This is a genomic window from Streptomyces luteolifulvus (genome assembly GCF_008806595.1).
In the GTDB taxonomy this organism is placed as follows: Bacteria; Actinomycetota; Actinomycetes; order Streptomycetales; family Streptomycetaceae; genus Streptomyces; species Streptomyces luteolifulvus.
In genome coordinates this window covers 136,277-159,439 of record NZ_VZRB01000018.1, presented here as the reverse complement: position 1 = coordinate 159,439, position 23,163 = coordinate 136,277, and the positions used below count along the sequence as shown (strand labels likewise).

Genomic DNA, 23,163 nt, shown 5'->3' with positions numbered 1-23,163 from the left:
CGCCCGACCCCGCGCCGTCCCCCGTCCCCCCACCGGCGCCGCCACGATGGATTCCCAGACCTCACAGTCATCCCAGGCATCCCAGTCACCCCAGTCACCCCATACGTTCCAGGTCGATCTGCGTGGCCTGGTGGACCTGCTCTCCCACCATCTGTACTCCAGTCCCAAGGTCTATCTGCGCGAGCTGCTGCAGAACGCGGTGGACGCCATCACCGCCCGGCGGGCCGAGCAGCCCGACGCCCCGGCGCGGGTGCGGCTGCACGTCGAGGAGGGCGTGGGCGGCGCGGGCAGATCCCTGCGCGTCGAGGACTCGGGCATCGGTCTCACCGAGTCGGACGTGCACAGCCTGCTGGCGACCATCGGGCGAAGCTCCAAGCGCGCCGACGGCCTTCAGGAGGTCCGCTCCGACTTCCTGGGGCAGTTCGGCATCGGGCTGCTGGCCTGCTTCGTGGTGGCCCAGCGGATCCGGGTCGTCAGCCGCAGCGCGCGCACGCCCAGTGCGGCGCCCGTGGAGTGGACGGCGACGGACGACGGTTCGTACACCGTGCGGACCCTGCCGGACGAGGCCCGGCCCGAACCGGGCACCACGGTGCACCTGGTGGCGCGGGCCGGGGCCGGGGAGTGGCTGTCCGGGGAGCGTGTCCTCGCGCTGGCCCGGGACTTCGGGTCGCTGCTGCCGTACGACGTGAGCGTCGGCGAGGAGGCGGTCACCGACCTGCCCGCGCCCTGGGACCGGCCGTATCCGAGCCCCGCCACGCGGCGGGTGGCCCTGGCGCGCCACTGCCACGACCTGTTCGGTTTCGCTCCGCTGGACACGATCGACCTGGACGTTCCGCTCGCGGGGATCCGTGGGGTGGCGTACGTCCTGCCGTCGGCGGTGAGTCCGGCCCAGCGCGCGGGTCATCGCGTCCATCTCAAGGGCATGCTGCTGACCGAGCGGGCCGAACAGCTGCTGCCCGACTGGGCGTTCTTCGTGCGCTGTGTCCTCGACACGGACAGTCTGCGGCCCACGGCCTCGCGCGAGTCGCTGTACGAGGACGAGATGCTGGCCGGTGTGCGGGAGGCACTGGGCGAAAGGATTCGCTCGTGGCTGACCGGGCTCGCGGCGGGCGATCCGGAACGGCTGGCGGCCTTCCTCCATGTGCACTACCTGGGCGTGAAGTCCCTCGCGCGGCACGACCGGGAGATGCTGCGCACGATGCTGCCGTGGCTCCCCTTCGAGACGACCGACGGGCGGCTGTCCCTGGAGGAGTTCGCGCAGCGGCACCCGGTGGTGCACTTCACGCGGACGGTCGAGGAGTACCGGCAGGTCGCGCCGATCGCCTCCGCGCAGGGAGTCGGCGTCATCAACGGCGGTTACACCTACGACAGCGAACTGGTCGAGGCGCTGCCGTCGGTGCGGCCCGGCACCGTGGTCGCCGAGCTGGACTCCGACACCGTGACCGCGCACCTGGACGCGGTCGACCCGGCCGAGGAGCTGGCCCTGTCCGGCTTCCTGGCGGCCGCGCGGGCGAAGCTCGACCCACTGGGCTGCGATGTCGTCCTGCGGGCCTTCCACCCGCTGTCCGTGCCCGCGCTGCATCTGGACGACCGGGCGGCCCGGCACGAACAGGCCCGCGCCGAGGCCGAGGAGCAGGCCGACGACCTGTGGGCGGGCATCCTCGGCTCACTGCGCGGCAGCGCCCCGCGCGCGCGTCTGGTGCTCAACCATCTCAACCCGCTGATCCGGCGGATCAGTTCACTCGGCGACCCGGAGCTGATCGGCACCGCCACGGAGTCCCTGTACGGGCAGGCCCTGCTGATGGCGCAGCGCCCGCTGCGCCCGTCCGACTCCGCGCTGCTGAACCGGGCGTTCCTCGGCCTTCTGGAATGGGCCACCCACAGCGACCCCGACTCCCGGGAGGACGACCGCCGATGAGCGGGATCACCGACTTCGACGCGCTGCGCCGGGCGATGGGGGAGAACTCGGAGCAGCCGGAGGGTCCGGCCCGCAACGCGCGGGCGGAGCAACTGCTCGCCGAGGCCGAGCGGCTGGACATCCCGCTGGCGGTGATCGAGGCGCTCGGACACCAGCTGAAGGTCTACAACTACAGCTCCGAGAAGGACAAGATGTTCGTCCCCTTCGCGCGCCTGCTGCGCCTGTGGGACGAGCGGCCCGAGGACTTCGACGAGTACGAGGTGCACTCGCTGCACTGGGTCTTCAAGTGGATGTCCTCGGGCATGCTGGACCAGCCGCATGTGCCGCTCGCCTCCATCGAGAAGTGGCTCGGCGAGATGGAGCACCGTTACCGGCTCGCCGGGCACTCCGAACGGGCCGTGCGCAGCGCCGAGTTCAGCGTGGCCGCCCATGTCGGGGACATCGACCGGGCGGAGCGGGCGTACGGCGCCTGGCTGGCCGCCGACCGGGACGGCATGGCCGACTGCCACGCGTGCGAGCTGCACGGGCAGGGCTGGTGGCAGGCGGAGCGCGGGCGGGACACCGAGGCGCTCGCACGGTGGCGGCCGGTCCTGGAGGGCGAGTTCAGCTGCGCCCATGAACCGCACACCGTGCTCGCGGCCTCGCTGCTTCCCCTGCTGCGGCTGGGCCGCGCCGACGAGGCACGCGCCAGCCATCTGCGGGGCTTCCGGCTCGTACGGGCCATGGAGAGCATGCGCGGCGCGTACGCGGACCATGTCGAGTTCTGTGCGCTGACCGGCAACGAGGCGCGCGGTCTGGAGCTGCTCGCGGAGCGGCCGGCGTACTTCACGGACGACGGCAATCCGCACAGCAAGCTGGAGTTCATGGCCGTGACGGCCCTGCTCATGGACCGGCTGACCGAGCTGGGGCCGGTCGACCGGCAGGTGCCCGGTCCGGCCGGCCGGGCGTGGACCGCGCGGGAACTCGCCGCCCACGCGCGCGCGGAGGCGCTCGCGCTGGCGGCCCGCTTCGACGAGCGCAACGGCACGTCGCACATCAGTGAGCGGACCCGCGCGCGGATGGGACAGCGGCCGCTCGCGGAGCGGCTGCCGCTGGGGGTGCGATCGGCGCGGACGGCCGCCTCGCCTCCTCCCGTGGCCGTTCCCGCCGCCGTGGCCACGGCGGACGAAGCGGATCTGGCCGCGCTGCTCGCCGAGGCACGCCGGCTGTCGGACACGCTCCGGCCGAACGCCGTCGAGGCGTGGGCGGCGGTCGCCCGGGCGGCGGAGGGCGTCGAGCTCGACGCGCGCGTTCGGGCGGAGATCGCCGACCACGCCGCGATGGACCGCGGCCCCGAGGGCATCGAGCTGTTCGAGCGTGCCGCCGAGCTGTACGCGGAGGCGGGCGACCCCGGTGAGTCCCTGGCGGCACGCACGCGTGCGGCGTACATACGCGCACTGGCGGGGCGGGTGGACGAGGCGCTGGCGGCCGTGGCCGAGCCCTACGACAGCGTCCTGGCGCTCTACGCCGAGGACGGCACGGGCGTACGGCAGACCGCGTCCGTGCTGATGAGCCGGGCGCGGATCCTGATGCGGCGGGTGCACGAGGCCGCCTACTCCAATGACACCGACGACACCGACGACGAGGCCGTCCTTGCGGACGCCGAGTCGGCCGTGCGCGAGGTGCTGGCCCTGGTGGAGGGCCACGTCGGGGACGACGTACGGCTCGCCGCCCGGGCCGCCGAGGCGCAGGCGATGCTCGCGGATCTGGCGGTGCGCGACGGGGCATTGGAGACGGCGGCGGAGCTGTTCGCGCGGGCGGCGGCGGCGTTCGTCGGCGCGGGGCTGCCGTGGTTCGCGGTGGAGTACGAGGCCCGGCTGGCCGGGCTCGCGCATCATCTCGGCGACATCGCCGAGGCGGAGCGGGCGCTGCGGGCGGCCCTTGAGCACGGGGGGCCGCAGCTGGAGGCGACGGGACGGGCACAACTGCACTTGCAGCTCGCCGAGGTCGTCGGCGGCCGGGGCCGGTCCGAGGAGGCCACCGAGCACGCCCTGGAGGCCGCCCACTGGGCCGACGAGGCCGGAGAGGGGCCCACGCTCGGCGCCTGGGCGCGGCACCAGCTCGGCGGCTTCCTGCTGCGGCAGGGGCGGTGGGCCGAGGCCGCGGAGGTACTGGAGTCGGCGCTGCCCGACCTGACCGCCGAGACGCACGGCGACGGCGCGATCGTCCAGACGCAGTGGTGGCTCGGCGACTGCCTGAGCGAGCTCGGCGAGCACCGCGCGGCCGCCGAGCGCAGGCTGCAGGCCGCCGAGACCGCCCGGCACTGGCCCGAACAGCAGGACCACGCGACGCTCGCCCATCTCGCCGCCGAGTCCCTCGGGCATGCGGGGCTGCCCGAAGAGGCGGACCGGGCCTACACGCGCGCGGGCGAGCTGTGGCGCTCGCTCGGCGACGTCCACGGCCTCGTCCGGTCGCTGCGCGCCCGCGCGTGGCTCGCGCTGAGCACGGGGGACGGGCCCGCCGCGGCACGGGAGCTGATGGCGGGAGCGGTCCGGGAGTGCGAGACGGCACTGGCCGCAGCGGACGACGAGGAGGCGCGGCACCTGCTGGCCACCGAGCTCGGACACACACACCGCCAGTTCGGCGATCTGCTCATCCGCTCGGCCCCCGAGGAGACGGAGGACGAGGCGATCCGCGCGGCGCTGGAGGAGGCCCTGTCCCGGACGACGGAGGCGATCGGGGTATTCGCGTCCCTCGGGGCGGACGCCCGCAACAGCCGAACCGCCGCCGAGCTCGCCGCGGCCCGGCTGGAGGCGGACCTCGGCCGCCCCACCGGGGCGGCCACACGCGCGCGTACGGTGCTGGAGGCGTACGCCGACACCGACGACGAGGCGGCACAGACCCGGCGAGCCGAGGCACGGCAGCTGCTCGACGACGTGACGCAGCAGGCGGCGGACCAGTGACATGGGTCCGCGCGGCCTCGATGACCAGCGGGGCATGCCACCCGCCCCGCCGAAGCCACCAGGCACACACGCGTGCGCACCAACGGAGGCCCGCACCGCCAAGGAGGCCGCACAGACCCGGCGAGCCAAGCCACGGCAACTGCTCGACGACGTGACGCAGCACGCGGCCGACCGATGACATGGGTCCTCGCGACGCCACAGAGCAGCGGGGCATGCCACCCGCCCCGCCGAACCCGCCAAGCACACGCACGCGCGCAGCAACGGAGACTCACACCGACAAAGAGGCCCCACAGACCCGGCGAGCCAAGCCACGGCAACTGCTCGACGAGGTGGTGGAGGTGGTGGAGTAGCGCCGCGGGCGGACGCGGCGCCGGGGTCGGGGTCTACTCCACGCCGATCAGCAGCAGGGCCCCCTGGCGGCCGCCCCGGTACACCATCGTGTCGACGGCGAGGTACGACTCGCGGACGCGGGCTTCGAGGTGGTCGGCGATCGGCTCGGGGGCCTCGTCGCCGAGGACGAGGGTGACCAGCTCGCCGCCCGCCGAGAGCATGCGGTCGAGGACGGTCTCCGCGATGGCGGTGACGTCCGACCCGATCACGGCCACATCGCCCTCGATGAGGCCCAGCACGTCGCCGGCCTGGCAGATGCCGGCCATGGTCCAGGACTCGCGTTCCGCGACGAGGACCTCGGCGTAGCGGGTGGCGCCCGCGGCCGAGGTCATCGCCACCACGTCCTCGTCGAAGCGGCGCTCCGGCGCGTGCACGGCGAGCGCCGCGATCCCCTGTACCGCGGAGCGCGTCGGGATCAGCGCGACGCGGATGCCCTCCGTACGGGCCTGCTCGGCCGCCGCTGCCGCGGTGTGCCGCAGGTCGGCGTCGTTGGGCAGCAGCACCACCTCGCGCGCGTGGGCCCGCCGTACGGCCTCGACGAGCTCCCCGCTCGCCGGGGCCTCCCCAGGCCGTGCGAGGACGGTGGTCGCCCCCGCCTCGGTGTAGAGCCCGGCGAGGCCCTCGCCGGGCACCACAGCCACCACGGCACGCTGAGCGCGCTCGCGCGGGGGCCGCTCGGCACCGGTGGTGTGCACATCGCCCGCGCCGAAGTGCGTGATCCGGATCCGGTACGGCCGTCCCGCCTCGACGCCGGCCTCCACCGCGGCGCCGGCGTCGTCGACGTGCACATGGACGTTCCACAGCCCGTCGCCGCCGACCACGACGAGCGAGTCCCCAAGGGCGTCGAGCCGCGCCCGCAGCCGGTCGACGGCGGCGGCGTCGGCCTCCAGGAGATAGATCACCTCGAAGGCGGGGCCGCCCGCCTCGGGGGCGGTGGGGCCGTCCGCGCAGTCACGGGAGCCGGCCTCCCCCGAGGTCGCGTCCACGCGCGCGTGGGACGCCCCGGCCTCGTGGCGGAGGCCGTGCACGTGCGGTACCCCGGCGAGCACCGCCGCCTCCCCCGTCAGCGTCTCCACCAGCGCCGCCAGCACCGCCACCAGCCCCCGGCCGCCCGCGTCGACCACTCCGGCGCGCTCCAGGACGGCCAGCTGACCCGGGGTGGCGGCGAGGGCCGCGCGGGCCCCCTCGTAGGCCGCGCGCGCGACCGTCCCGCAGTCCCCCTCGGCCCCGGTGGCCGCGTCGGCGGCGGCGGACGCCACCGTGAGGACCGTGCCCTCGACGGGGTGGGCCACGGCCTGCCGGGCGGCGTCGGCGGCGTGGCGCAGGGCGAGCCTGAGGCCCCGTCCGTCGGTGTGAGCGGCCTCACCGTCGGCGGCGAAGACCTGCGCCATGCCCCGCAGCAGCTGCGCGAGGATCGTCCCGGAGTTGCCGCGCGCCCCTATGAGCGCTCCGTGGGCCATCGCCCTGACGGCGTCGGACAGCGACGGTTCGCCGCCCGGCGCCGCCGCGCCGTCGCAGCGCTCCCCGGACACCGCCTCGGAGACGACCACGCCGGCGACGACCTCGTACCCCGCGAACACCGCCTCGACGGCAGTGAAGGCCGACTCCACGGTCAGGTACAGGTTCGTGCCGGTGTCCCCGTCCGCGACGGGGTAGACGTTGATCGCGTCGATCTCCTCACGCGCGCGTCCCAGCGCCTCGAGCGCGAGGCCGCACCAGGTGCGCACCGCGAGAGCATCGAAGAATGTCTGCGGCACCTGCGCCACCTGCGCCTCCTTGAGCTGCCGGCCGTGGGACGCAGCGTAGACCCCGGGGCGGTGTCGGCCGGAAGAGGGCCTGGAGCGGGCCCCTGAGCAGCCATGGTAGTTTCGTTGCACTGGAGGAGTCGTTGTATGCTGCTCCGGTTGCCCGATCCAGATCGGGCTCTCCCCCTGGCAACGCCACTCGGATCGTGGATTCTCGATCTTGATCCCGGCATGCCGGGATCAACCGTAAGTGCATCTGAAGTCTTTGGAGTGACCCGTGGCTGCCAACTGCGACGTCTGCGGCAAGGGGCCGGGCTTCGGCAACAACATCTCGCACTCGCACCGCCGTACGCCCCGCCGCTGGAACCCGAACATCCAGCGTGTGCGTACCGTGGTCGGCGGGACGCCGAAGCGCGTGAACGCTTGCACCTCGTGCATCAAGGCCGGCAAGGTCTCGCGCTGACGCACAGCTAAGCGCGCGGCCACTGCTGGTTCGCTGCACTGAGCCGGTCCACCTCGGGTGGACCGGCTTTTTGCCGTCCCCGGCCGTACCCGGGCCGTACACGGGGCTGCACCCGGCCGCACCCAGCCCTACCCGCGGCCGTGAGCCGCCGGACTAGTGGGACCCCCTTCCGAGGGCCCAGCCGTGGTCCACGGGCCCGATCCCCCCGCCGAGGGCGAACCCGGCCGCGATCGCCCCGCTGACGTACTCCTTGGCCGCCGCCACCGCCTCCGGCACGGTCTGCCCCTTGGCGAGCTGTGAGGCGATCGCCGACGCGAGGGTGCAGCCCGTACCGTGCGTGTGCCGGTTGTCGTAGCGGGGGGAGCGCAGCCAGTGCTCCTCGGCGCCGTCGGTGAGCAGGTCCACGGCGTCACCGGGCAGATGACCGCCCTTGACGAGAACCCAGCGCGGCCCGTACGCCAGCACGGCCGCCGCGGCCTCCCGCAACTGCTCCTCCGACTCGACCCGCACGCCGGTCAGTTGGGCCACCTCGTCGAGGTTCGGTGTCGCGACGGTCGCGGCCGGCAGCAGCTTCGTCCGCACCGAATCGAGCGCGGAAGCGGCCAGCAGCGGATCCCCGTGCTTGGAGACCCCCACCGGATCCACGACGGCCGGCGCGTCCGTCCCCCGGATCAACTCGGCGACGGCCTCCACCAGTTCGGCCGAGGCGAGCATGCCGGTCTTGACCGCCTGTACGCCGATGTCGTCCACGACGGCGCGGTACTGGGCGACGACCGCCTCCGCCGGCAGCTCCCAAGCCCCCTGTACGCCGAGGGAGTTCTGCGCGGTGACCGCCGTGACGACGCTCATGCCGTGCACGCCGAGCGCGAGCATCGTCTTCAGGTCGGCCTGGATTCCGGCGCCCCCGCCGGAGTCGGAGCCCGCGACCGTCAGCACCCTCGGCGGAGCGCTCATGACTCGATCTCCCCGAAGTGGTCCCAGCCGCCCTTCGTGGTCCACGGAGCCCCGTCGACGGTCACCTGGGGCAGCGCCGAGGGGTTGAGCACCTCGCCGATGACCTTCCAGCGGGCCGGCAGCTTCACGTCCGGCGGGAAGGTCGCGACGATCGCGTGGTCCTCTCCGCCGGTGAGGACCCACTGCATCGGGTCGACACCGACGGCCTGCCCGATGTCGTTCATCTGGGTCGGGATGTCTATGGCGCCGGAGCGGATGTCGATCCGGACCTTGCTGGCCTCCGCGATGTGCCCGAGGTCGGCGATCAGTCCGTCGCTCACGTCGCACATCGCGGTCGCACCGAGCCCCGCGGCGGCCGGCCCCGCGTGGTACGGCGGCTCGGGGCGCCGGTGTGCCTCGACGAAGGCGCGCGGCGAGCGGAAACCGCGGGAGAGCACCGCGTACCCGGCGGCGGACCAGCCCAGCCAGCCGGTCACCGCGACGAGGTCGCCGGGCTGGGCACCCGCCCGGGTCACGGGCTCGTGGTTGCGCAGATCGCCGAGCGCGGTGATCGACACCATGATCGTGTCGCCGCGCACGACGTCGCCGCCGACCACGGAGGCGCCCGCGACCTGGCACTCGTCCCGCAGCCCGTCCATCAGCTCGGTCGGCCAGGCCACCGGGAGTTCGGCGGGGACCACCAGGCCGAGCAGCAGGGCGGTCGGTACGGCGCCCATGGCGGCGATGTCCGCGAGGTTCTGCGCGGCCGCCTTGCGCCCCACGTCGTAGGCCGTGGACCAGTCCCGGCGGAAGTGCCGCCCCTCCAGCAGGATGTCGGTGCTCGCCACCACCCTGCGGTCGGGTGCGGCCACCACCGCGGCGTCGTCGCCGGGACCGACCCGGACCGCCGGGGTGGTGGTGAGACGGGAGGTGAGCTCCCTGATGAGCCCGAACTCCCCGAGCTCACCAACAGTGCCCTTCATTGCCCTTACGCCCCTTCTGTCCCTGTCCGTGCCCGCTCGCGCGTCATCTCTGCCCTCGCTACGGTCGAGGTGACCGTCAACTTCTGTCGTTCCCGCACCCCGGCGCGGGAGCCCCGGGTGCCGCGGGTCTCCCCGCGACGAGCGGCAACGCGATACGGTGGCGTTCCTTTTCCCCACATGATCCTCGTGGCCGCCCTGGAGGTTCCGTGGTACAGGCGTACATCCTGATCCAGACGGAGGTCGGCAAGGCGTCGACCGTCGCCGAAACGATCAGCAAGATCCCTGGAGTCGTCCAGGCCGAGGACGTGACAGGACCGTACGACGTGATCGTGCGCGCCCAGGCCGACACCGTCGACGACCTGGGCCGCTTGGTGGTCGCGAAGGTCCAGCAAGTGGACGGCATCACCCGCACCCTGACCTGCCCTGTGGTCCATCTGTAGCCCCCGTCTACCCTTGGCCGGTGAACTTCTTCCGTCACCGGCCCTACGGTCTGCCCGCGTTCGTCCTGCTGATCACCGCCGCAGGCTGCTCCTCAGCAGACGACAGCGGGCCGACCGCGGTTCCCAGCCCGGACGCGAAGGCCGCGAAGCTGTGCCGGAATCTGGACGGTGTGCTGCCGCGGGAGGTCGACGGTCTCGGCCGCCGGGATCCCGAGCCCGCGTCCGCGCTGACCGCGGGCTGGGGAAGCCCGGAGATCATACTGCGCTGCGGTGTCGTACAGCCGCGGAAGATGGTTGATCCTCAGGTCGCCGCGGGGTCCGATCCGGATGCGGTCGGGGGTGGGGTGAACGGGGTCGACTGGCTGATGGAGAAGCGGGACGACGGGGCGTACCGGTTCACCACGGCGAATCGGTCCGTGTATGTCGAGGTGTCGGTGCCGCAGGGGCGGGACAGTTCGGGGGTGCTCGTCGATCTGGCTGCGGCGATCAAGGAGGCGATCCCCAAGGGGATCGCCCACTAGGCCGTCCTTCGTCTCCGCCGGGTCGTCCTTCGTCTCCGCGCCGCTCGGGGTCAGCGCAGTCCCGTCGACCTGCGAAGTGCCGCCTGGATGAGCCTGTCCACCAGTTCCGCGTACTCCACCCCGCTCGCCTGCCACATCGCCGGGTACATCGAGATCGGGGTGAAGCCCGGCATCGTGTTGATTTCGTTGATCACGAACTCGTCGTCCTCCGTGAGGAAGAAGTCCGCGCGGACCAGGCCCTCGCAGGAGGCCGCCTCGAAGGCATCCACCGCGAGCTGCTGCACCCGGGCCGTCTCCTCGGGGGTCAGCGGGGCCGGGACGAGGCCAGGGGTCGAGTCGATGTACTTCGCCTCGAAGTCGTAGTACGCGTGCGTGTCCGGCGGCGGGATCTCCGCGGGGACGGAGGCGCGCGGGCCGTCCTCGAACTCCAGCACCCCGCACTCGATCTCGCGGCCGCGCAGCGCGGCCTCCACGAGGATCTTCGGGTCGTGCCGCTGTGCCTCGGCGATCGCCTCGTCGAGACCGGAGAGGTCGTCGACCTTGGTGATGCCGATCGACGAACCCGCGCGCGCGGGCTTCACGAAGAGCGGCCAGCCGTGCTCGCCGGCGAAGTCGACGATCTTCTTGCGGGCGGCGGCACCTTCGTCCCCGTTCGGCGCGGACTGCTGCCACTCGCGCGGCCGGATCACCACGTACGGGCCCACCTTCAGCCCGAAGGAGGTGAACACCCGCTTCATGTACTCCTTGTCCTGGCCGACGGCCGAGGCGAGCACGCCGGAACCCACGTACGGGACGCCGGAGAGCTCCAGGAGGCCCTGGAGGGTACCGTCCTCGCCGTACGGGCCGTGCAGCACCGGGAAGACCACGTCGACCTCGCCGAGGGCCTTGGGCACCGATCCGGGCTCGCTGTAGACGACTTCGCGGTTCGCGGGATCGACGGGGAGCACCACACCGCCCTCGCTCGACTCGGCGAGCTCGGTGACGCTGGGCGTACGGCGGTCGGTGATCGCCATGCGGTCCGGCTCGTCGGCGGTGAGCGCCCAGCGGCCGTCCTGGGTGATGCCGATCGGCAGGACGTCGTACTTCGTCCGGTCGATGGCGCGCAGTACGGCGCCGGCGGTGACCACGGAGATCCCGTGTTCGGAGCTGCGGCCGCCGAACACGACGGCCACACGCGGCTTGCGAGTCTGCTGCTCGGGGCTCTGGGGGAGGTTCTCGGTGCTCATATCGCGTTGAGAGTACCCGGTGGCAGAGCCCCGAGTCAGCGTGGGCGCAGGGCCCAAAAGGGGGTGGTCGCTCAGCGTCGTTCGGGCTTCGCGCTGCGCGACATCAGCTCCTTGAGGGCGACCACGGGCGGCTTGCCCTCGTGCACGATGCCGACGACCGTCTCGGTGATGGGCATGTCGACGCCGTGCCGGCGGGCCAGATCCAGCACCGACTCACAGGACTTGACGCCCTCGGCGGTCTGGCTGGTGACCGCGATGGTCTCCTCCAGGGTCATGCCCTTGCCGAGGTTGGTGCCGAAGGTGTGGTTGCGGGACAGCGGCGAGGAGCAGGTCGCCACCAGGTCGCCGAGGCCCGCGAGTCCGGAGAACGTGAGCGCGTCGGCGCCCATGACCAGACCGAGCCGGGTGGTCTCGGCGAGGCCCCGGGTGATGAGCGAGCCCTTGGCATTGTCGCCCAGTCCCATGCCGTCCGCGATTCCTACGGCGAGACCGATGACGTTCTTGACCGCGCCGCCCAGTTCGCAGCCCACCACGTCGGTATTGGTGTACGGGCGGAAGTACGGCGTGTGACAGGCCGACTGAAGGCGCTGGGCCACGGCCTCGTCGGTGCAGGCCACCACGGCGGCGGCCGGCATCCGGGCGGCGATCTCACGGGCGAGGTTGGGCCCGGTGACGACGGCGATACGGTCCCGGCCGACCTTGGCGACGTCCTCGATCACCTCGCTCATCCGCATGGCGGAGCCGAGTTCGACGCCCTTCATCAGCGAGACGAGGACGGTGTCCGGCGCGAGCAGCGGGGTCCATTCGGCGAGGTTCCCGCGCAGTGTCTGCGAGGGGATCGCAAGGACGGTGAAGTCGGCTCCGCGCGCGGCCTCGGCGGCGTCCGTCGTGGCCCGCAGATTCTCCGGGAGTTCCACGCCGGGGAGGTAGTCCGGGTTCGTACGTGTGGAGTTGACCGCTTCCGCGAGCTCGGGACGGCGCCCCCACAGGGTCACCTCGCATCCCGCGTCGGCGAGGACCATGCCGAACGCGGTGCCCCACGATCCGGTCCCGAAGACGGCCGCCCTGACCGGCTTGCTCACTTGCTCCGCCCCTCTTCCTGCCCTGCCTTCGGCTGCGTCTGCGCGCGGGTCTTGCGGCGCTGCTCGATCCGCTCCCGGCGGGGGTCGTACGCCGTCTCGGGCGCCCTCTCGCCACGGATCTTTTCGAGATGGCGGGTGATGGCGGCCATGATGACCTCGGTCGCCTCCTTCAGGAGCTCCGGAGTCATCTCCTGGTCGTAGAACCGGTCCAGGTCCACCGGCGGGCCGGCGAGCACGTGGTGGGTCTTGCGCGGAAGGAGGTTGGGCTTCTTGGCGTACGGCGGCAGCAGTTCGTTGGCGCCCCACTGGGCGACCGGGATCACCGGGCACTTGGTCTGCAGAGCGACGCGCGCGGCACCGGTCTTGCCGGTCATGGGCCAGCCGTTCGGGTCGCGGGTGAGGGTGCCCTCGGGGTAGAAGGCGACGCACTCACCGCGCTCCACGGCGTCGATCGCGGCGCGGAACGCGCTGAGCGCGTCGGTGCTCTCGCGGTAGACGGGGATCTGTCCGGTGCCGCGCATCGCGGCACCGACGAATCCCTTCTTGAAAAGGCCGCTCTTCGCCAGGAATCGCGGAACACGGCCGGTGTTGTACTGATAGTGCGCGTACGCGAAGGGATCGACGTGCGAATTGTGGTTCACCACGGTGATAAATCCGCCCTCGGCCGGAATGTTCTCCATTCCTCGCCAGTCCCGCTTGAGCAGAACCACCAGCGGTGGTTTGCAGAGGACCGCTGCGAAGCGGTACCAGAACCCGATTCTGCGGCGGGGCACGCGGACACCTTCCTCTAGGGCCTGGGGGGCCGCACAAGTGTCACCCCGGGCCGCCGGTCTGTCGAGAACACCGTACGCCCCGGTCGCGCCGCCTCCCGATGGGCCGGGCGACAATGGCGGCGACAAGAGAAGGACGGAACGCTCGTGCAGTGGACCCTGGTGATTCCCCTGAAGCCCCTGGCGCGGGCCAAGAGCAGGCTCTCGGACACCGCCGCCGACGGAGTGCGCCGGGGCCTCGCCCTCGCCTTCGCCCAGGACACCGTGGCGGCCGCGCTGGCCTGCGCCGCGGTGCGGGATGTGGCGGTCGTCACGGACGACGTGCTGGCCGGACGGGAGCTCGCGGCACTCGGTGCCCGGATCGTCCCCGACGAGCCGCGGGGCGGCCTGAACGCGGCGCTGGCCCACGCGGCGGCGGCCGTACGGACTCTGCGGCCCGAGGCCGCCGTGGCGGCGCTGAACGCCGATCTCCCGGCGCTGCGTCCCCTGGAATTGGCCCGGGTACTGGATGCGGCGGCGGAATTCCCGCGGGCTTTTCTTCCGGATGCGGCCGCAATCGGGACCACGTTGCTGGCCGCCGCTCCGGGCCGGGAATTGCTCCCGTCGTTCGGTCCCGATTCGCGGGCCCGCCATCGCGCGTCCGGCGCCGTGGAAATCGGGCTCGGCGCGGTGGATTCCGTACGCCAGGACGTGGACACGGGCGAGGACCTGCGGGCCGCGCTGGCCCTCGGGGTCGGCCCGCGCACGGCGGCCGCGGTGGCACGTCTGCCGGGGCCGGCCCGGCCGGTCGGTGCGACAACTCCGCAGACGGGCGGGCCCGCCCCCGTGTGACCGGCCTGACGCCCCGGGCAGGCCCCGTCCCGGGGCAGTAGGCTGCCGCCATGCAGGCCACCGCATACACGTACGACGCTGGGACGCGCAGCGGCAGTGTGCTGCTCGACGACGGCACCCCCGTCCCCTTCGACGCCGCCGCGTTCGACGCGGGCGGGCTGAGGCTGCTGCGCCCCGGGCAGCGGGTGCGGATCGAGGTGGAGGGCTCCGAGGACAGCCGCCGGATCGTCCTGGTGACGCTGCAGACCCTGTAGAACCCCCTGTGGACACGCCGCGGGCCGGACTCCCTGGGGAGTCCGGCCCGGCGCGTGAGTGCCCCTGTGCCCTTACTTCTTGCGGGCCGTGGCCTTCTTGGCGGTGGTGGTCTTGCGGGCCGGCGACTTCTTGGCGGGGGCCTTCTTGGCCGTCGCCTTCTTCGCCGGGGCCTTCTTGGCCGTCGCCTTCTTGGCGGTGGTCTTCTTCGCCGTGGTCTTCTTCGCGGCGGCCGCCGTGGTCTTCTTGGCGGGCGCCTTCTTCGCCGTGACCTTCTTCGCGGCGGCCGTCGTCTTCTTCGCGGGCGCCTTCTTCGCCGTGACCTTCTTCGCGGCGGCCGCCTTCTTCGCGGTGGTCTTCTTGGCCGCGGCCTTCTTGACCGTCGCGGCGGCACCGCCGGTCAGGCTGCCCTTGGGGGCCTTCTTGACGGCGACCTCACCGCCGCGCGGGAGCTTCTTCGAGCCGCTGACCAGGTCCTTGAAGCCCTGGCCGGCACGGAAGCGCGGCACGGAGGTCTTCTTGACCCGAACCCGCTCGCCCGTCTGGGGGTTGCGGGCGTAACGCGCCGGACGGTCGACCTTCTCGAACGAGCCGAAGCCGGTGACCGACACCCGGTCCCCGGCGACGGTCGCGCGGACGATGGCGTCCAGGACCGCGTCGACAGCCTCGGCGGCCTGCTGGCGGCCGCCCAGCTTGTCGGCAATCGCTTCTACGAGCTGCGCCTTGTTCACGTCTTCCCCTTCGGAGACATCGCCAGAACGAAAGTGTTCAAGCTTTTTCGCACGTTAGGCAGATATATACCGCAAATCAAACACGAAACGGGCTTATCACCCATGCGCCGCAACCGACTCGGTTGTCCCGGACTTGTTCAGCGTTCCTCTTCGGGGAATCGCCCCTGGTCGAGGTCCTCCGTGAACCGCTCCAGACGCCTTGTCGCATCGGCGAGATCGTGCTTGGCCGCGGCCGTAATGACCAGCAGCTTCCGGGTCAGCGCCATCCGTACGCCCTCCGGGACTTGCAGTGCGCGCACCCTTGCGTGCGCTTCCTTCAGTCGGACCGCGACCGCCGCATAGAGCTCGAGTTGGCCGTCGTGTTCCATGCACAGATTGTGCCATCTGGGGCGAGTTGTCGCCTGCGCAGGGGGCAACTGCCGCCTCCGACAGCCTCGTCGGCGCCCGCAGAAGCGAGGCCCACAGAGCTCGCGTACCCCGGCAACAACCCCTCTAACGTGGGAAGTTGAAGGCGCGCCCGGCTCGGCAGGGGTCCGTTCGGGTGCAGACACGGCTGTACCCCCGATCGGGCTGACCGGGGGTACAGAGGGGGTGGTGCGTGGCCGAAACTCGACCCGTTGTGACGCCTGAGGGATCAGACCTGGAGGGTCTGCGGCTTGTACGAGGGCCGCTTCGCTTCGTACGCGGCGATGTCGGCCTCGTTCTGGAGGGTGATGGAGATGTCGTCCAGCCCGTTCAGCAGCCGCCAGCGGGAGTTCTCGTCGAGCTCGAAGGACGCGGTGATGCCCTCCGCGCGCACCTCGCGGGCCTCGAGGTCCACCGTGACCTCGGCCTGCGGGTCCCGCTCGGTCAGCTCCCACAGCGCGTCCACGGTCTTCTGCTCCAGAACCACCGTGAGCAGGCCGTTCTTGAGCGAGTTGCCGCGGAAGATGTCGGCGAAGCGGGAGGAGATCACGGCCTTGAAGCCGTAGTTCTGCAGCGCCCACACGGCGTGCTCGCGGGAGGAGCCGGTGCCGAAGTCGGGTCCGGCGACCAGGACGGTCGCGCCCTGGCGCTCGGGCCGGTTGAGAACGAAGGTCTCGTCCTTGCGCCAGGCCTCGAACAGTCCGTCCTCGAAGCCGTCCCGTGTCACCTTCTTGAGCCAGTGAGCAGGGATGATCTGGTCGGTGTCGACGTTGCTGCGGCGCAGCGGGACGGCCCGGCCGGTGTGCGTGGTGAATGCTTCCATGACTCTCAGACTCCAGCGGGCGTACGGGTCTCGGCGTCGGACAGGTCGGCCGGGGAGGCCAGGTGGCCCAGGACCGCCGTCGCGGCGGCGACCTGCGGCGACACCAGGTGCGTACGACCGCCCTTGCCCTGCCGGCCCTCGAAGTTGCGGTTGGAGGTGGACGCGGAGCGCTCACCGGGGGCCAGCTGGTCCGGGTTCATGCCCAGACACATCGAGCAGCCCGCGTGCCGCCATTCGGCGCCGGCCTCCTTGAAGACGACGTCCAGGCCCTCCGAAACGGCCTGCAGACCGACCCGAGCGGAGCCCGGGACGACCAGCATCCGTACCCCGTCGGCGATTTTGCGGTCCTTGACGATCGCGGCGGCCGCGCGCAGGTCCTCGATACGGCCGTTGGTGCACGAGCCTACGAAGACGGTGTCCACGGTGATGGACCGCAGCGGCTGTCCGGCCTCCAACCCCATGTATTCCAGGGCCTTTTCGGCGGCCAGGCGCTCCGAAGCGTCATCGTACGAAGCGGGGTCGGGGACGGCGGACGAAAGCGGCGCGCCCTGGCCCGGGTTGGTGCCCCAGGTGACGAACGGCGACAGTGCGGCGGCGTCGATGACGACCTCGGCGTCGAACTCGGCGTCCTCGTCCGTCTTCAGCGTCTTCCAGTACGCGACGGCGGCGTCCCAGTCCTCGCCCTCGGGGGCGTGCGGGCGGCCCTTGAGGTACGCGAAGGTGGTCTCGTCCGGGGCGATCATGCCCGCGCGGGCACCGGCCTCGATCGACATGTTGCAGACGGTCATCCGGGCCTCCATCGAGAGCTGCTCGATGGCGGAGCCGCGGTACTCCAGGATGTAGCCCTGGCCGCCACCGGTACCGATCCGGGCGATGATCGCCAGGATCAGGTCCTTGGCCGTGACGCCCTCGGGCAGCTCACCGTCGACGGTGATGGCCATGGTCCTGGGGCGGGCCAGCGGCAGCGTCTGGGTGGCCAGCACATGCTCGACCTGGGAGGTGCCGATGCCGAACGCCAGCGCGCCGAAGGCGCCGTGCGTGGAGGTGTGCGAGTCGCCGCAGACGACCGTCGTACCGGGCTGGGTCAGGCCCAGCTGGGGGCCGACGACGTGGACGACGCCCTGCTCGACGTCGCCCAGCGGGTGCAGGCGCACCCCGAACTCGGCGCAGTTCTTGCGCAGCGTCTCCAGCTGGGCGCGCGAGACGGGGTCGGCGATGGGCTTGTCGATGTCGAGGGTCGGGGTGTTGTGGTCCTCGGTCGCGATGGTGAGGTCGAGACGGCGCACCGGGCGGCCGTTCTGGCGCAGACCGTCGAAGGCCTGCGGGCTGGTCACCTCGTGCAGCAGGTGCAGATCGATGAAGAGGAGGTCGGGCTCGCCCTCGGCGCGCCGGACGACATGGTCGTCCCAGACCTTCTCCGCGAGTGTCCTACCCATCGCTGTCCCTCCGGCCGGCAAACGTCCACCGGTCCAAACTAGATCTTGAGGAAGCGGCGGCTGCCTGCCGTTCGGCTCGTGGTCCGGGCCGTCCGCCGCCGGGCCCGTTGATCCGCGGGCCGCTGTGCCTTCGTGTTCTTCCAGAGTGGCGTGTTCCACGGAAAATTGAACTTGCGTTTCACAGAGTGAGACGCAAGTATCGTTTCATGGACAACAGTAGCGGCGTCGGCGTTCTGGACAAGGCAGCCCTTGTCCTGAGCGCCCTGGAGTCCGGTCCGGCCACCCTCGCGGGTCTGGTCGCAGCGACCGGACTGGCACGACCCACGGCCCACCGGCTGGCCGTGGCTCTGGAACACCACCGCATGGTGGCACGTGACATGCAGGGCCGTTTCATTCTCGGCCCGCGACTGGCCGAGCTGGCCGCGGCCGCCGGCGAGGACCGCCTCCTCGCCACGGCGGGCCCGGTGCTCACCCACCTCCGTGACGTCACCGGCGAGAGCGCGCAGCTCTACCGCCGCCAGGGCGACATGCGCATCTGCGTCGCCGCGGCGGAGCGCCTGTCCGGACTGCGGGACACGGTCCCGGTCGGTTCGACGCTCACGATGAAGGCGGGCTCCTCGGCCCAGATCCTGATGGCCTGGGAGGAGCCGGAGCGCCTGCACCGGGGCCTGCAGGGCGCCCGCTTCACGGCGACGGCCCTGTCGGGTGTACGGCGCCGGGGCTGGGCCCAGTCGATCGGCGAGCGCGAGCCGGGCGTCGCGTCCGTCTCCGCGCCCGTGCGCGGCCCCTCCAACCGCGTGGTGGCCGCCGTGTCCGTCTCCGGGCCCATCGAGCGGCTGACGCGCCACCCGGGCCGTATGCACGCCCAGGCGGTCATCGACGCGGCCGCCCGTCTGTCCGAGGCCCTGCGCCGCGCGGGCTGACCTTCCGGGAACGTCACGGGGAGGACCGGCCTCAACGCCGCGGCCGGCCCGCCCCGTCCCCCGCTCCCCCGTCACCTGACTGTGCGCGGCCGCGAGGCCTACGACTGGACCCCCGAACTGATCGTGTCGTACGGCCGGTTGATGCACCGGCCGGCGCAGGAGCCGGAGTCGGCACGGAGGTGCAGCTTCGAGTGACCCCGGGAACGGCAGAAGGCCCCCCACCGAGGTGGAGGGCCTTCGCCGGATGTACCCCCGACCGGATTCGAACCGGCGCTACCGCCTTGAGAGGGCGGCGTGCTAGGCCGCTACACAACGGGGGCGAGGATCTTGCGTTTCCGCAGATCCGAGCTGGTCTACCTGGACTCGAACCAAGACTAACTGAACCAGAATCAGTCGTGCTGCCAATTACACCATAGACCATTGTGGTTTAGACCAGTTTGTACCCCCGACCGGATTCGAACCGGCGCTACCGCCTTGAGAGGGCGGCGTGCTAGGCCGCTACACAACGGGGGCCCTAGCGATCCCGAGAAGATCGGAATCAGTACCCCCGACCGGATTCGAACCGGCGCTACTGCCTTGAGAGGGCAGCGTGCTAGGCCGCTACACAACGGGGGCGAGTGCAGATGAGCTCTGCGAGCTGGCCTACCTGGACTCGAACCAAGACTAACTGAACCAGAATCAGTCGTGCTGCCAATTACACCATAGGCCACTGAAACGCAAGCCTCTGAGAGGCTCTTGTTCTAGCTTGCGCCTCCGGTTCCGGCCTTTCGGCCCGCTCCCCGGCGGCGCAGGAAGAACATTACCCGAAGGTGGACGGCGCTCCAAAACGGGTATCCGAGCCGAGGAGCGCGGGGAGTTCGGCGAGGGAGGCGATCCGGCGCGGGCCCGCGGGCGCGCCGGCCCCGGCGTACACACCGTCCCGGTCGATCCACACCGACAGCAGTCCGGCGTCCGCGGCGCCCCGCCCGTCGATCTCCGGGTGGTCGCCGACGTACGCCACGTGGTGCGGGGCCAGCTCCAGGGCGTCGCAGGCCGCGTGGAAGGCCCCGGGCTCCGGCTTGGACACCCCGAGCTCCGCGGCGCACAGGATGGCCTCGAAGCGGTCGTGCACACCGAGCATGCGCAGTTTGCGGTCCTGGACGTGGAGGCTGGAGTTGGACAGCACCGCGTGCCGGTGGCTGGCGGCGAGGGCGTCCAGGACGGGCAGGACGTCCGGGAAGAGCGCCCAGGCGGCCTCGTAGTGACGCATGTAACGGCCGAACCAGTCGTCGGCCTCGTCATCGGTGAGCTCCTGGCCGAGGAACACGCGGACGCGGTCGCGGCGCTGCCCCTCGAAGGAGACCTCCCCGGCCGAGAAGCGCGCCCACTGCCGGTCGGTGATCTCCCGCCAGTGCGCGACGGCCCGCTCCACGGTGCCGTGTCCGTCCAGCAGGCCTTCGGCCAGGAGGTGCTCCCGCATGCCGACGCGATCTGCCGTGGTGTAGTCGAAGAGGGTGTCGTCCACGTCCCAGACCACGGCGAGGATGCTCATGATCCGACGGTAACGCGGGGACGGGGGGCGCGTCCGGCGGAACGACGAAGGTGCGGCACCCGGGCCGGGTGCCGCCTCACCGTCGTAGGGACCTCTAGGGCCTGCCCTAGGCGGCGAGCTTCGCCAGCGCCGCGTCGATCCGGGCCAGCGTCCGCTCCTTGCCCAGGACCTCCAGGGACTCGAAGAGCGGGAGGCCGACCGTGCGGCCGGTGACGGCCACGCGGACCGGGGCCTGGGCCTTGCCGAGCTTGAGGCCATGGGCCTCGCCGGCGGCAAGGACGGCCTCCTTCAGGGACTCCGCGGAGGTCCAGTCGGCCGCGTCGAGCTTCTCGCGGGCGGTGCGGAGCAGGGCGTCGCTGCCCTCCTTCATGGCCTTGGTCCAGCTCGGCTCGTCGAAGACCGGCTCGGGCAGGAACAGGAAGTCGACGTTGTCGGTGATCTCCGAGAGGACCTTCAGCCGGGTCTGCGCGTGCGGCGCGATCATCTGCCACTTGGTCTCGTCGAAGTCCTCCGGCGCCCACGGGGCGAACGGCGGCTGGAGCCACGGCCGGCAGCGCTCCGTGAAGTCCTTCACGTCGAGCAGGCGGATGTGGTCGCCGTTGATCGCCTCGCACTTCTTCAGGTCGAAGCGCGCCGGGTTGGGGTTGACGTCCGCGATGTCGAAGGCCGCGACCATCGCATCCATGGCGAAGATGTCCTGGTCGGCGGAGAGCGACCAGCCGAGCAGGGAGAGGTAGTTGAGCAGGCCCTCGGGCAGGAAGCCGCGCTCGCGGTAGAGGTTGAGCGACGACTGCGGGTCCCGCTTCGACAGCTTCTTGTTGCCCTCGCCCATCACGTACGGCAGGTGGCCGAAGGCCGGGATCTGCTTGGCGATGCCCAGCTCGGTCAGCGCCTTGTAGAGCGCGATCTGGCGCGGGGTGGAGGAGAGCAGGTCCTCGCCGCGCAAGACGTGGGTGATCTCCATCAGGGCGTCGTCGACCGGGTTGACGAGCGTGTAGAGGGGCGCCCCGTTGGCTCGTACGATCCCGTAGTCCGGGACGTTCTCCGGCGTGAACGTCAGCTCACCGCGGACCAGGTCCGTGAAGGTGATCGTCTCGTCGGGCATGCGGAAGCGGACGATCGGCGTGCGGCCCTGAGCCTTGTACTCCTCGACCTGCCCGGGGGCGAGGTCGCGGCAGTGGCCGTCGTAGCCGGAGGGCCGGCCGGCGGCGCGGGCGGCCTCGCGGCGGGTGTCGAGCTCCTCCTGCGAGCAGTAGCAGCGGTAGGCGTGGCCGGCGTCCAGGAGCTTCTGCGCGACGTCCTTGTAGAGGTCCATGCGCTGGGACTGGCGGTAGGGCGCGTGCGGGCCGCCGACCTCCGGGCCCTCGTCCCAGTCGAAGCCCAGCCAGCGCATCGCGTCGAGCAGCTGGGTGTACGACTCCTCGGAGTCACGGGCGGCGTCGGTGTCCTCGATGCGGAAGACCAGCGTGCCCTGGTGGTGCCGGGCGAAGGCCCAGTTGAACAGGGCCGTGCGGACCAGGCCCACATGGGGGTTGCCGGTGGGCGACGGACAGAAACGGACGCGGACGGGGGAGGCGGGTGCGCTAGCCACGCTTGACTACCTTGTTGGTGAGAGTGCCGATGCCTTCGATGGTGACGGCGACCTCGTCGCCGACGGTGAGCGGCCCGACGCCTGCCGGGGTGCCCGTGAGGATCACGTCGCCGGGGAGCAGCGTCATGGCCTCGGTGATGTTGACGATCAGGTCCTCGACGGAGTGGATCATCTCGCTGGTGCGGCCGAGCTGGCGTTGCTGCCCGTTGACCGTGAGCTGGATGGTCAGGTCGGAGGGGTCGAGGTCCGTCTCCACCCAGGGGCCCAGCGGGCAGGAGGTGTCGAAGCCCTTGGCCCGCGCCCACTGCTTCTCGCGCCGCTGGACGTCGCGGGCGGTGATGTCGTTGGCGCAGGTGTAGCCCAGGATCACGTCCTTGACGCGGTCGCGCGGGACCTCACGGCACATGCGCCCGATCACGACGGCCAGTTCGGCCTCGTGGTGCAGTTCCTCGGAGAAGGAGGGGTACTGGATCTCGTCGCCGGGGCCGATCACCGAGGTGGACGGCTTGAAGAAGGCGAAGGGGGCGTCGGGCACCTCGTTGCCCAGTTCCTGGGCGTGCTCCGCGTAGTTGCGGCCGAAGGCCACGACCTTGTTGGGGAGCACCGGGGGCAGCAGCCTGACCTTGTTCAGCGGCACCTTGGTGCCGGAGAGCTCGAAGTCCGCGAACGGGATGCCCTTGATGATGTCGAGGACGAGTTCGTCCGGCCTGTCGCCCTCGACCGCGCCGAAGGCGACGTTCCCGTCGATGGAGAATCTGGCGATGCGCACGGGATCCTGGCGCCCCTCACTGAGTCACTGAGCTGCTGGAGTCTGAGGCCCCAGGCTATCGCTCGGAGGGGCGCGCCGGCCGCCGCGCGCTCTACTGCGCCGTGCCCGCGGCGGCCGGGACGTCCACCAGGACGGTGCGCCGGGGGTTGGCGGTCTGCAGGGGAAGATCGACGGAGTGTTCCTGCTGGTCCAGGGTCTGCAGATCGGCGGCGTCCTCAAGGTGCGCCAGCGTCGTGCGCCGAGGGTTGGCTATCGTGCGGAACATCATCGTCGTCTTCACGGTTGTACTCGACCCTGTCGTGGTGCGGGCGCCGAATAACCCCAAAGGGGCGAATTCCGGCGCGGATTGGCAGATGGTTCTGTCTTGTAAAGCGTCAGGCTAAACATTCAATTCCCGGCCCCAGCGATGAAGACCCCATGATCAGCATGTGAGTTTGCTCACGGACCTACCGACAAAC

General features: G+C 71.4%; 22 protein-coding genes and 5 tRNA genes. 8 read left to right on the top strand and 19 right to left on the bottom strand.

From position 1 onward, the window contains the following. Window positions 1-46 precede the first annotated feature (46 nt). Complete coding sequence (locus F7R91_RS24800) at window positions 47-1,918, top strand: HSP90 family protein (protein WP_150951335.1); 1,872 nt, start codon at window positions 47-49, stop codon at window positions 1,916-1,918. Next, window positions 1,915-4,860: a tetratricopeptide repeat protein gene (locus F7R91_RS24795; protein ID WP_150951333.1), complete on the top strand. Its 2,946-nt coding sequence runs from the start codon at window positions 1,915-1,917 to the stop codon at window positions 4,858-4,860. Before F7R91_RS24800 ends, F7R91_RS24795 begins: the two co-directional genes overlap by 4 nt. Window positions 4,861-5,243: 383 nt before the next feature. Here F7R91_RS24795 and F7R91_RS24790 read toward each other — a convergent pair whose 3' ends face one another. Further along, complete coding sequence (locus F7R91_RS24790; RefSeq protein WP_150951331.1) at window positions 5,244-7,016, bottom strand: DAK2 domain-containing protein; 1,773 nt, start codon at window positions 7,014-7,016, stop codon at window positions 5,244-5,246. A 256-nt stretch (window positions 7,017-7,272) separates the two neighbouring features. Here F7R91_RS24790 and rpmB point away from each other — a divergent pair, with 256 nt between their 5' ends. Then, a complete protein-coding gene (gene rpmB / locus F7R91_RS24785; protein ID WP_004924906.1) occupies window positions 7,273-7,458 on the top strand; it encodes a 50S ribosomal protein L28 in 186 nt (61 codons plus the stop codon). A gap of 153 nt (window positions 7,459-7,611) precedes the next feature. Here the strand turns inward: rpmB and thiD are convergent, their stop codons facing one another. Both thiD and F7R91_RS24775 read right to left on the bottom strand, forming a co-directional pair. Beyond that, window positions 7,612-8,412, bottom strand: coding sequence for a bifunctional hydroxymethylpyrimidine kinase/phosphomethylpyrimidine kinase (gene thiD / locus F7R91_RS24780; RefSeq protein ID WP_150951329.1), 801 nt, complete (start codon window positions 8,410-8,412; stop codon window positions 7,612-7,614). Continuing rightward, window positions 8,409-9,374 carry a thiamine-phosphate kinase gene (locus F7R91_RS24775; protein WP_150951327.1) on the bottom strand — a complete coding sequence of 322 codons (966 nt, stop codon included), beginning with the start codon at window positions 9,372-9,374 and terminating at the stop codon, window positions 8,409-8,411. The genes thiD and F7R91_RS24775 overlap by 4 nt, the downstream gene beginning before the upstream one ends. 206 nt (window positions 9,375-9,580) lie before the next feature. Here F7R91_RS24775 and F7R91_RS24770 point away from each other — a divergent pair, with 206 nt between their 5' ends. Next, window positions 9,581-9,814, top strand: coding sequence for an Lrp/AsnC family transcriptional regulator (locus F7R91_RS24770; protein ID WP_013000441.1), 234 nt, complete (start codon window positions 9,581-9,583; stop codon window positions 9,812-9,814). 20 nt (window positions 9,815-9,834) lie between these two features. After that, the gene (locus tag F7R91_RS24765; protein ID WP_150951325.1) at window positions 9,835-10,335 is read left to right on the top strand and encodes a DUF3515 domain-containing protein; all 501 of its coding nucleotides are present in this window, start codon (window positions 9,835-9,837) and stop codon (window positions 10,333-10,335) included. Window positions 10,336-10,385: 50 nt separating this feature from the next. Here F7R91_RS24765 and F7R91_RS24760 read toward each other — a convergent pair whose 3' ends face one another. The 3 genes from F7R91_RS24760 to F7R91_RS24750 form a co-directional block, all read right to left on the bottom strand. Continuing rightward, a complete protein-coding gene (locus tag F7R91_RS24760) occupies window positions 10,386-11,561 on the bottom strand; it encodes a D-alanine--D-alanine ligase family protein (protein ID WP_150951323.1) in 1,176 nt (391 codons plus the stop codon). 71 nt (window positions 11,562-11,632) lie between these two features. Beyond that, the gene (locus F7R91_RS24755; RefSeq protein ID WP_150951322.1) at window positions 11,633-12,643 is read right to left on the bottom strand and encodes an NAD(P)H-dependent glycerol-3-phosphate dehydrogenase; all 1,011 of its coding nucleotides are present in this window, start codon (window positions 12,641-12,643) and stop codon (window positions 11,633-11,635) included. Next, window positions 12,640-13,416: a lysophospholipid acyltransferase family protein gene (locus tag F7R91_RS24750; RefSeq protein ID WP_150951320.1), complete on the bottom strand. Its 777-nt coding sequence runs from the start codon at window positions 13,414-13,416 to the stop codon at window positions 12,640-12,642. Before F7R91_RS24750 ends, F7R91_RS24755 begins: the two co-directional genes overlap by 4 nt. Window positions 13,417-13,560: 144 nt before the next feature. Between F7R91_RS24750 and cofC the strand changes: the two genes are divergently transcribed. Both cofC and F7R91_RS24740 read left to right on the top strand, forming a co-directional pair. Continuing rightward, on the top strand, window positions 13,561-14,244 hold the full coding sequence (cofC, locus tag F7R91_RS24745) for a 2-phospho-L-lactate guanylyltransferase (protein ID WP_150951318.1): 684 nt from the start codon (window positions 13,561-13,563) through the stop codon (window positions 14,242-14,244). A 50-nt stretch (window positions 14,245-14,294) separates the two neighbouring features. Next, entirely contained in the window at window positions 14,295-14,498 is a 204-nt protein-coding gene (locus tag F7R91_RS24740) for a hypothetical protein (RefSeq protein WP_150951316.1), read from the top strand. A 72-nt stretch (window positions 14,499-14,570) separates the two neighbouring features. On the opposite strand, the gene F7R91_RS24735 is transcribed toward F7R91_RS24740, so the two are convergent. The 4 genes from F7R91_RS24735 to leuC all read right to left on the bottom strand — a co-directional run bounded on the left by F7R91_RS24735 (window position 14,571) and on the right by leuC (window position 17,891). Further along, window positions 14,571-15,227 (bottom strand): HU family DNA-binding protein, encoded by a 657-nt coding sequence (locus F7R91_RS24735; protein ID WP_150951314.1) that lies wholly within the window; start codon window positions 15,225-15,227, stop codon window positions 14,571-14,573. Between the two features lie 137 nt (window positions 15,228-15,364). Next, window positions 15,365-15,595, bottom strand: a complete 231-nt coding sequence (locus F7R91_RS24730) for an SCO5555 family protein (RefSeq protein ID WP_150951312.1) — start codon at window positions 15,593-15,595, stop codon at window positions 15,365-15,367. A gap of 266 nt (window positions 15,596-15,861) precedes the next feature. Continuing rightward, the gene (gene leuD / locus F7R91_RS24725; protein ID WP_150951311.1) at window positions 15,862-16,455 is read right to left on the bottom strand and encodes a 3-isopropylmalate dehydratase small subunit; all 594 of its coding nucleotides are present in this window, start codon (window positions 16,453-16,455) and stop codon (window positions 15,862-15,864) included. A 5-nt stretch (window positions 16,456-16,460) separates the two neighbouring features. Continuing rightward, window positions 16,461-17,891: a 3-isopropylmalate dehydratase large subunit gene (gene leuC / locus F7R91_RS24720; RefSeq protein ID WP_150951309.1), complete on the bottom strand. Its 1,431-nt coding sequence runs from the start codon at window positions 17,889-17,891 to the stop codon at window positions 16,461-16,463. A 206-nt stretch (window positions 17,892-18,097) separates the two neighbouring features. Here leuC and ndgR point away from each other — a divergent pair, with 206 nt between their 5' ends. Beyond that, a complete protein-coding gene (gene ndgR, locus F7R91_RS24715; protein WP_150951308.1) occupies window positions 18,098-18,814 on the top strand; it encodes an IclR family transcriptional regulator NdgR in 717 nt (238 codons plus the stop codon). Window positions 18,815-19,061: 247 nt separating this feature from the next. Here ndgR and F7R91_RS24710 read toward each other — a convergent pair. The 9 genes from F7R91_RS24710 to F7R91_RS24670 all read right to left on the bottom strand — a co-directional run bounded on the left by F7R91_RS24710 (window position 19,062) and on the right by F7R91_RS24670 (window position 22,985). Then, window positions 19,062-19,134, bottom strand: a tRNA-Glu gene (locus F7R91_RS24710). Window positions 19,135-19,162: 28 nt separating this feature from the next. Then, window positions 19,163-19,234, bottom strand: a tRNA-Gln gene (locus F7R91_RS24705). A gap of 20 nt (window positions 19,235-19,254) precedes the next feature. Continuing rightward, a tRNA-Glu gene (locus F7R91_RS24700) sits at window positions 19,255-19,327 on the bottom strand. A gap of 29 nt (window positions 19,328-19,356) precedes the next feature. Next, window positions 19,357-19,429, bottom strand: a tRNA-Glu gene (locus F7R91_RS24695). 22 nt (window positions 19,430-19,451) lie between these two features. Continuing rightward, window positions 19,452-19,523 (bottom strand) — tRNA-Gln (locus tag F7R91_RS24690). 90 nt (window positions 19,524-19,613) lie between these two features. Next, window positions 19,614-20,345: an HAD family hydrolase gene (locus tag F7R91_RS24685; protein ID WP_150951307.1), complete on the bottom strand. Its 732-nt coding sequence runs from the start codon at window positions 20,343-20,345 to the stop codon at window positions 19,614-19,616. Between the two features lie 106 nt (window positions 20,346-20,451). After that, entirely contained in the window at window positions 20,452-21,936 is a 1,485-nt protein-coding gene (gltX, locus tag F7R91_RS24680) for a glutamate--tRNA ligase (RefSeq protein ID WP_150951306.1), read from the bottom strand. Then, entirely contained in the window at window positions 21,929-22,705 is a 777-nt protein-coding gene (locus F7R91_RS24675) for a fumarylacetoacetate hydrolase family protein (RefSeq protein WP_150951305.1), read from the bottom strand. Before F7R91_RS24675 ends, gltX begins: the two co-directional genes overlap by 8 nt. 91 nt (window positions 22,706-22,796) lie before the next feature. Beyond that, window positions 22,797-22,985, bottom strand: a complete 189-nt coding sequence (locus F7R91_RS24670) for a hypothetical protein (RefSeq protein ID WP_150951304.1) — start codon at window positions 22,983-22,985, stop codon at window positions 22,797-22,799. Window positions 22,986-23,163: the final 178 nt, after the last annotated feature.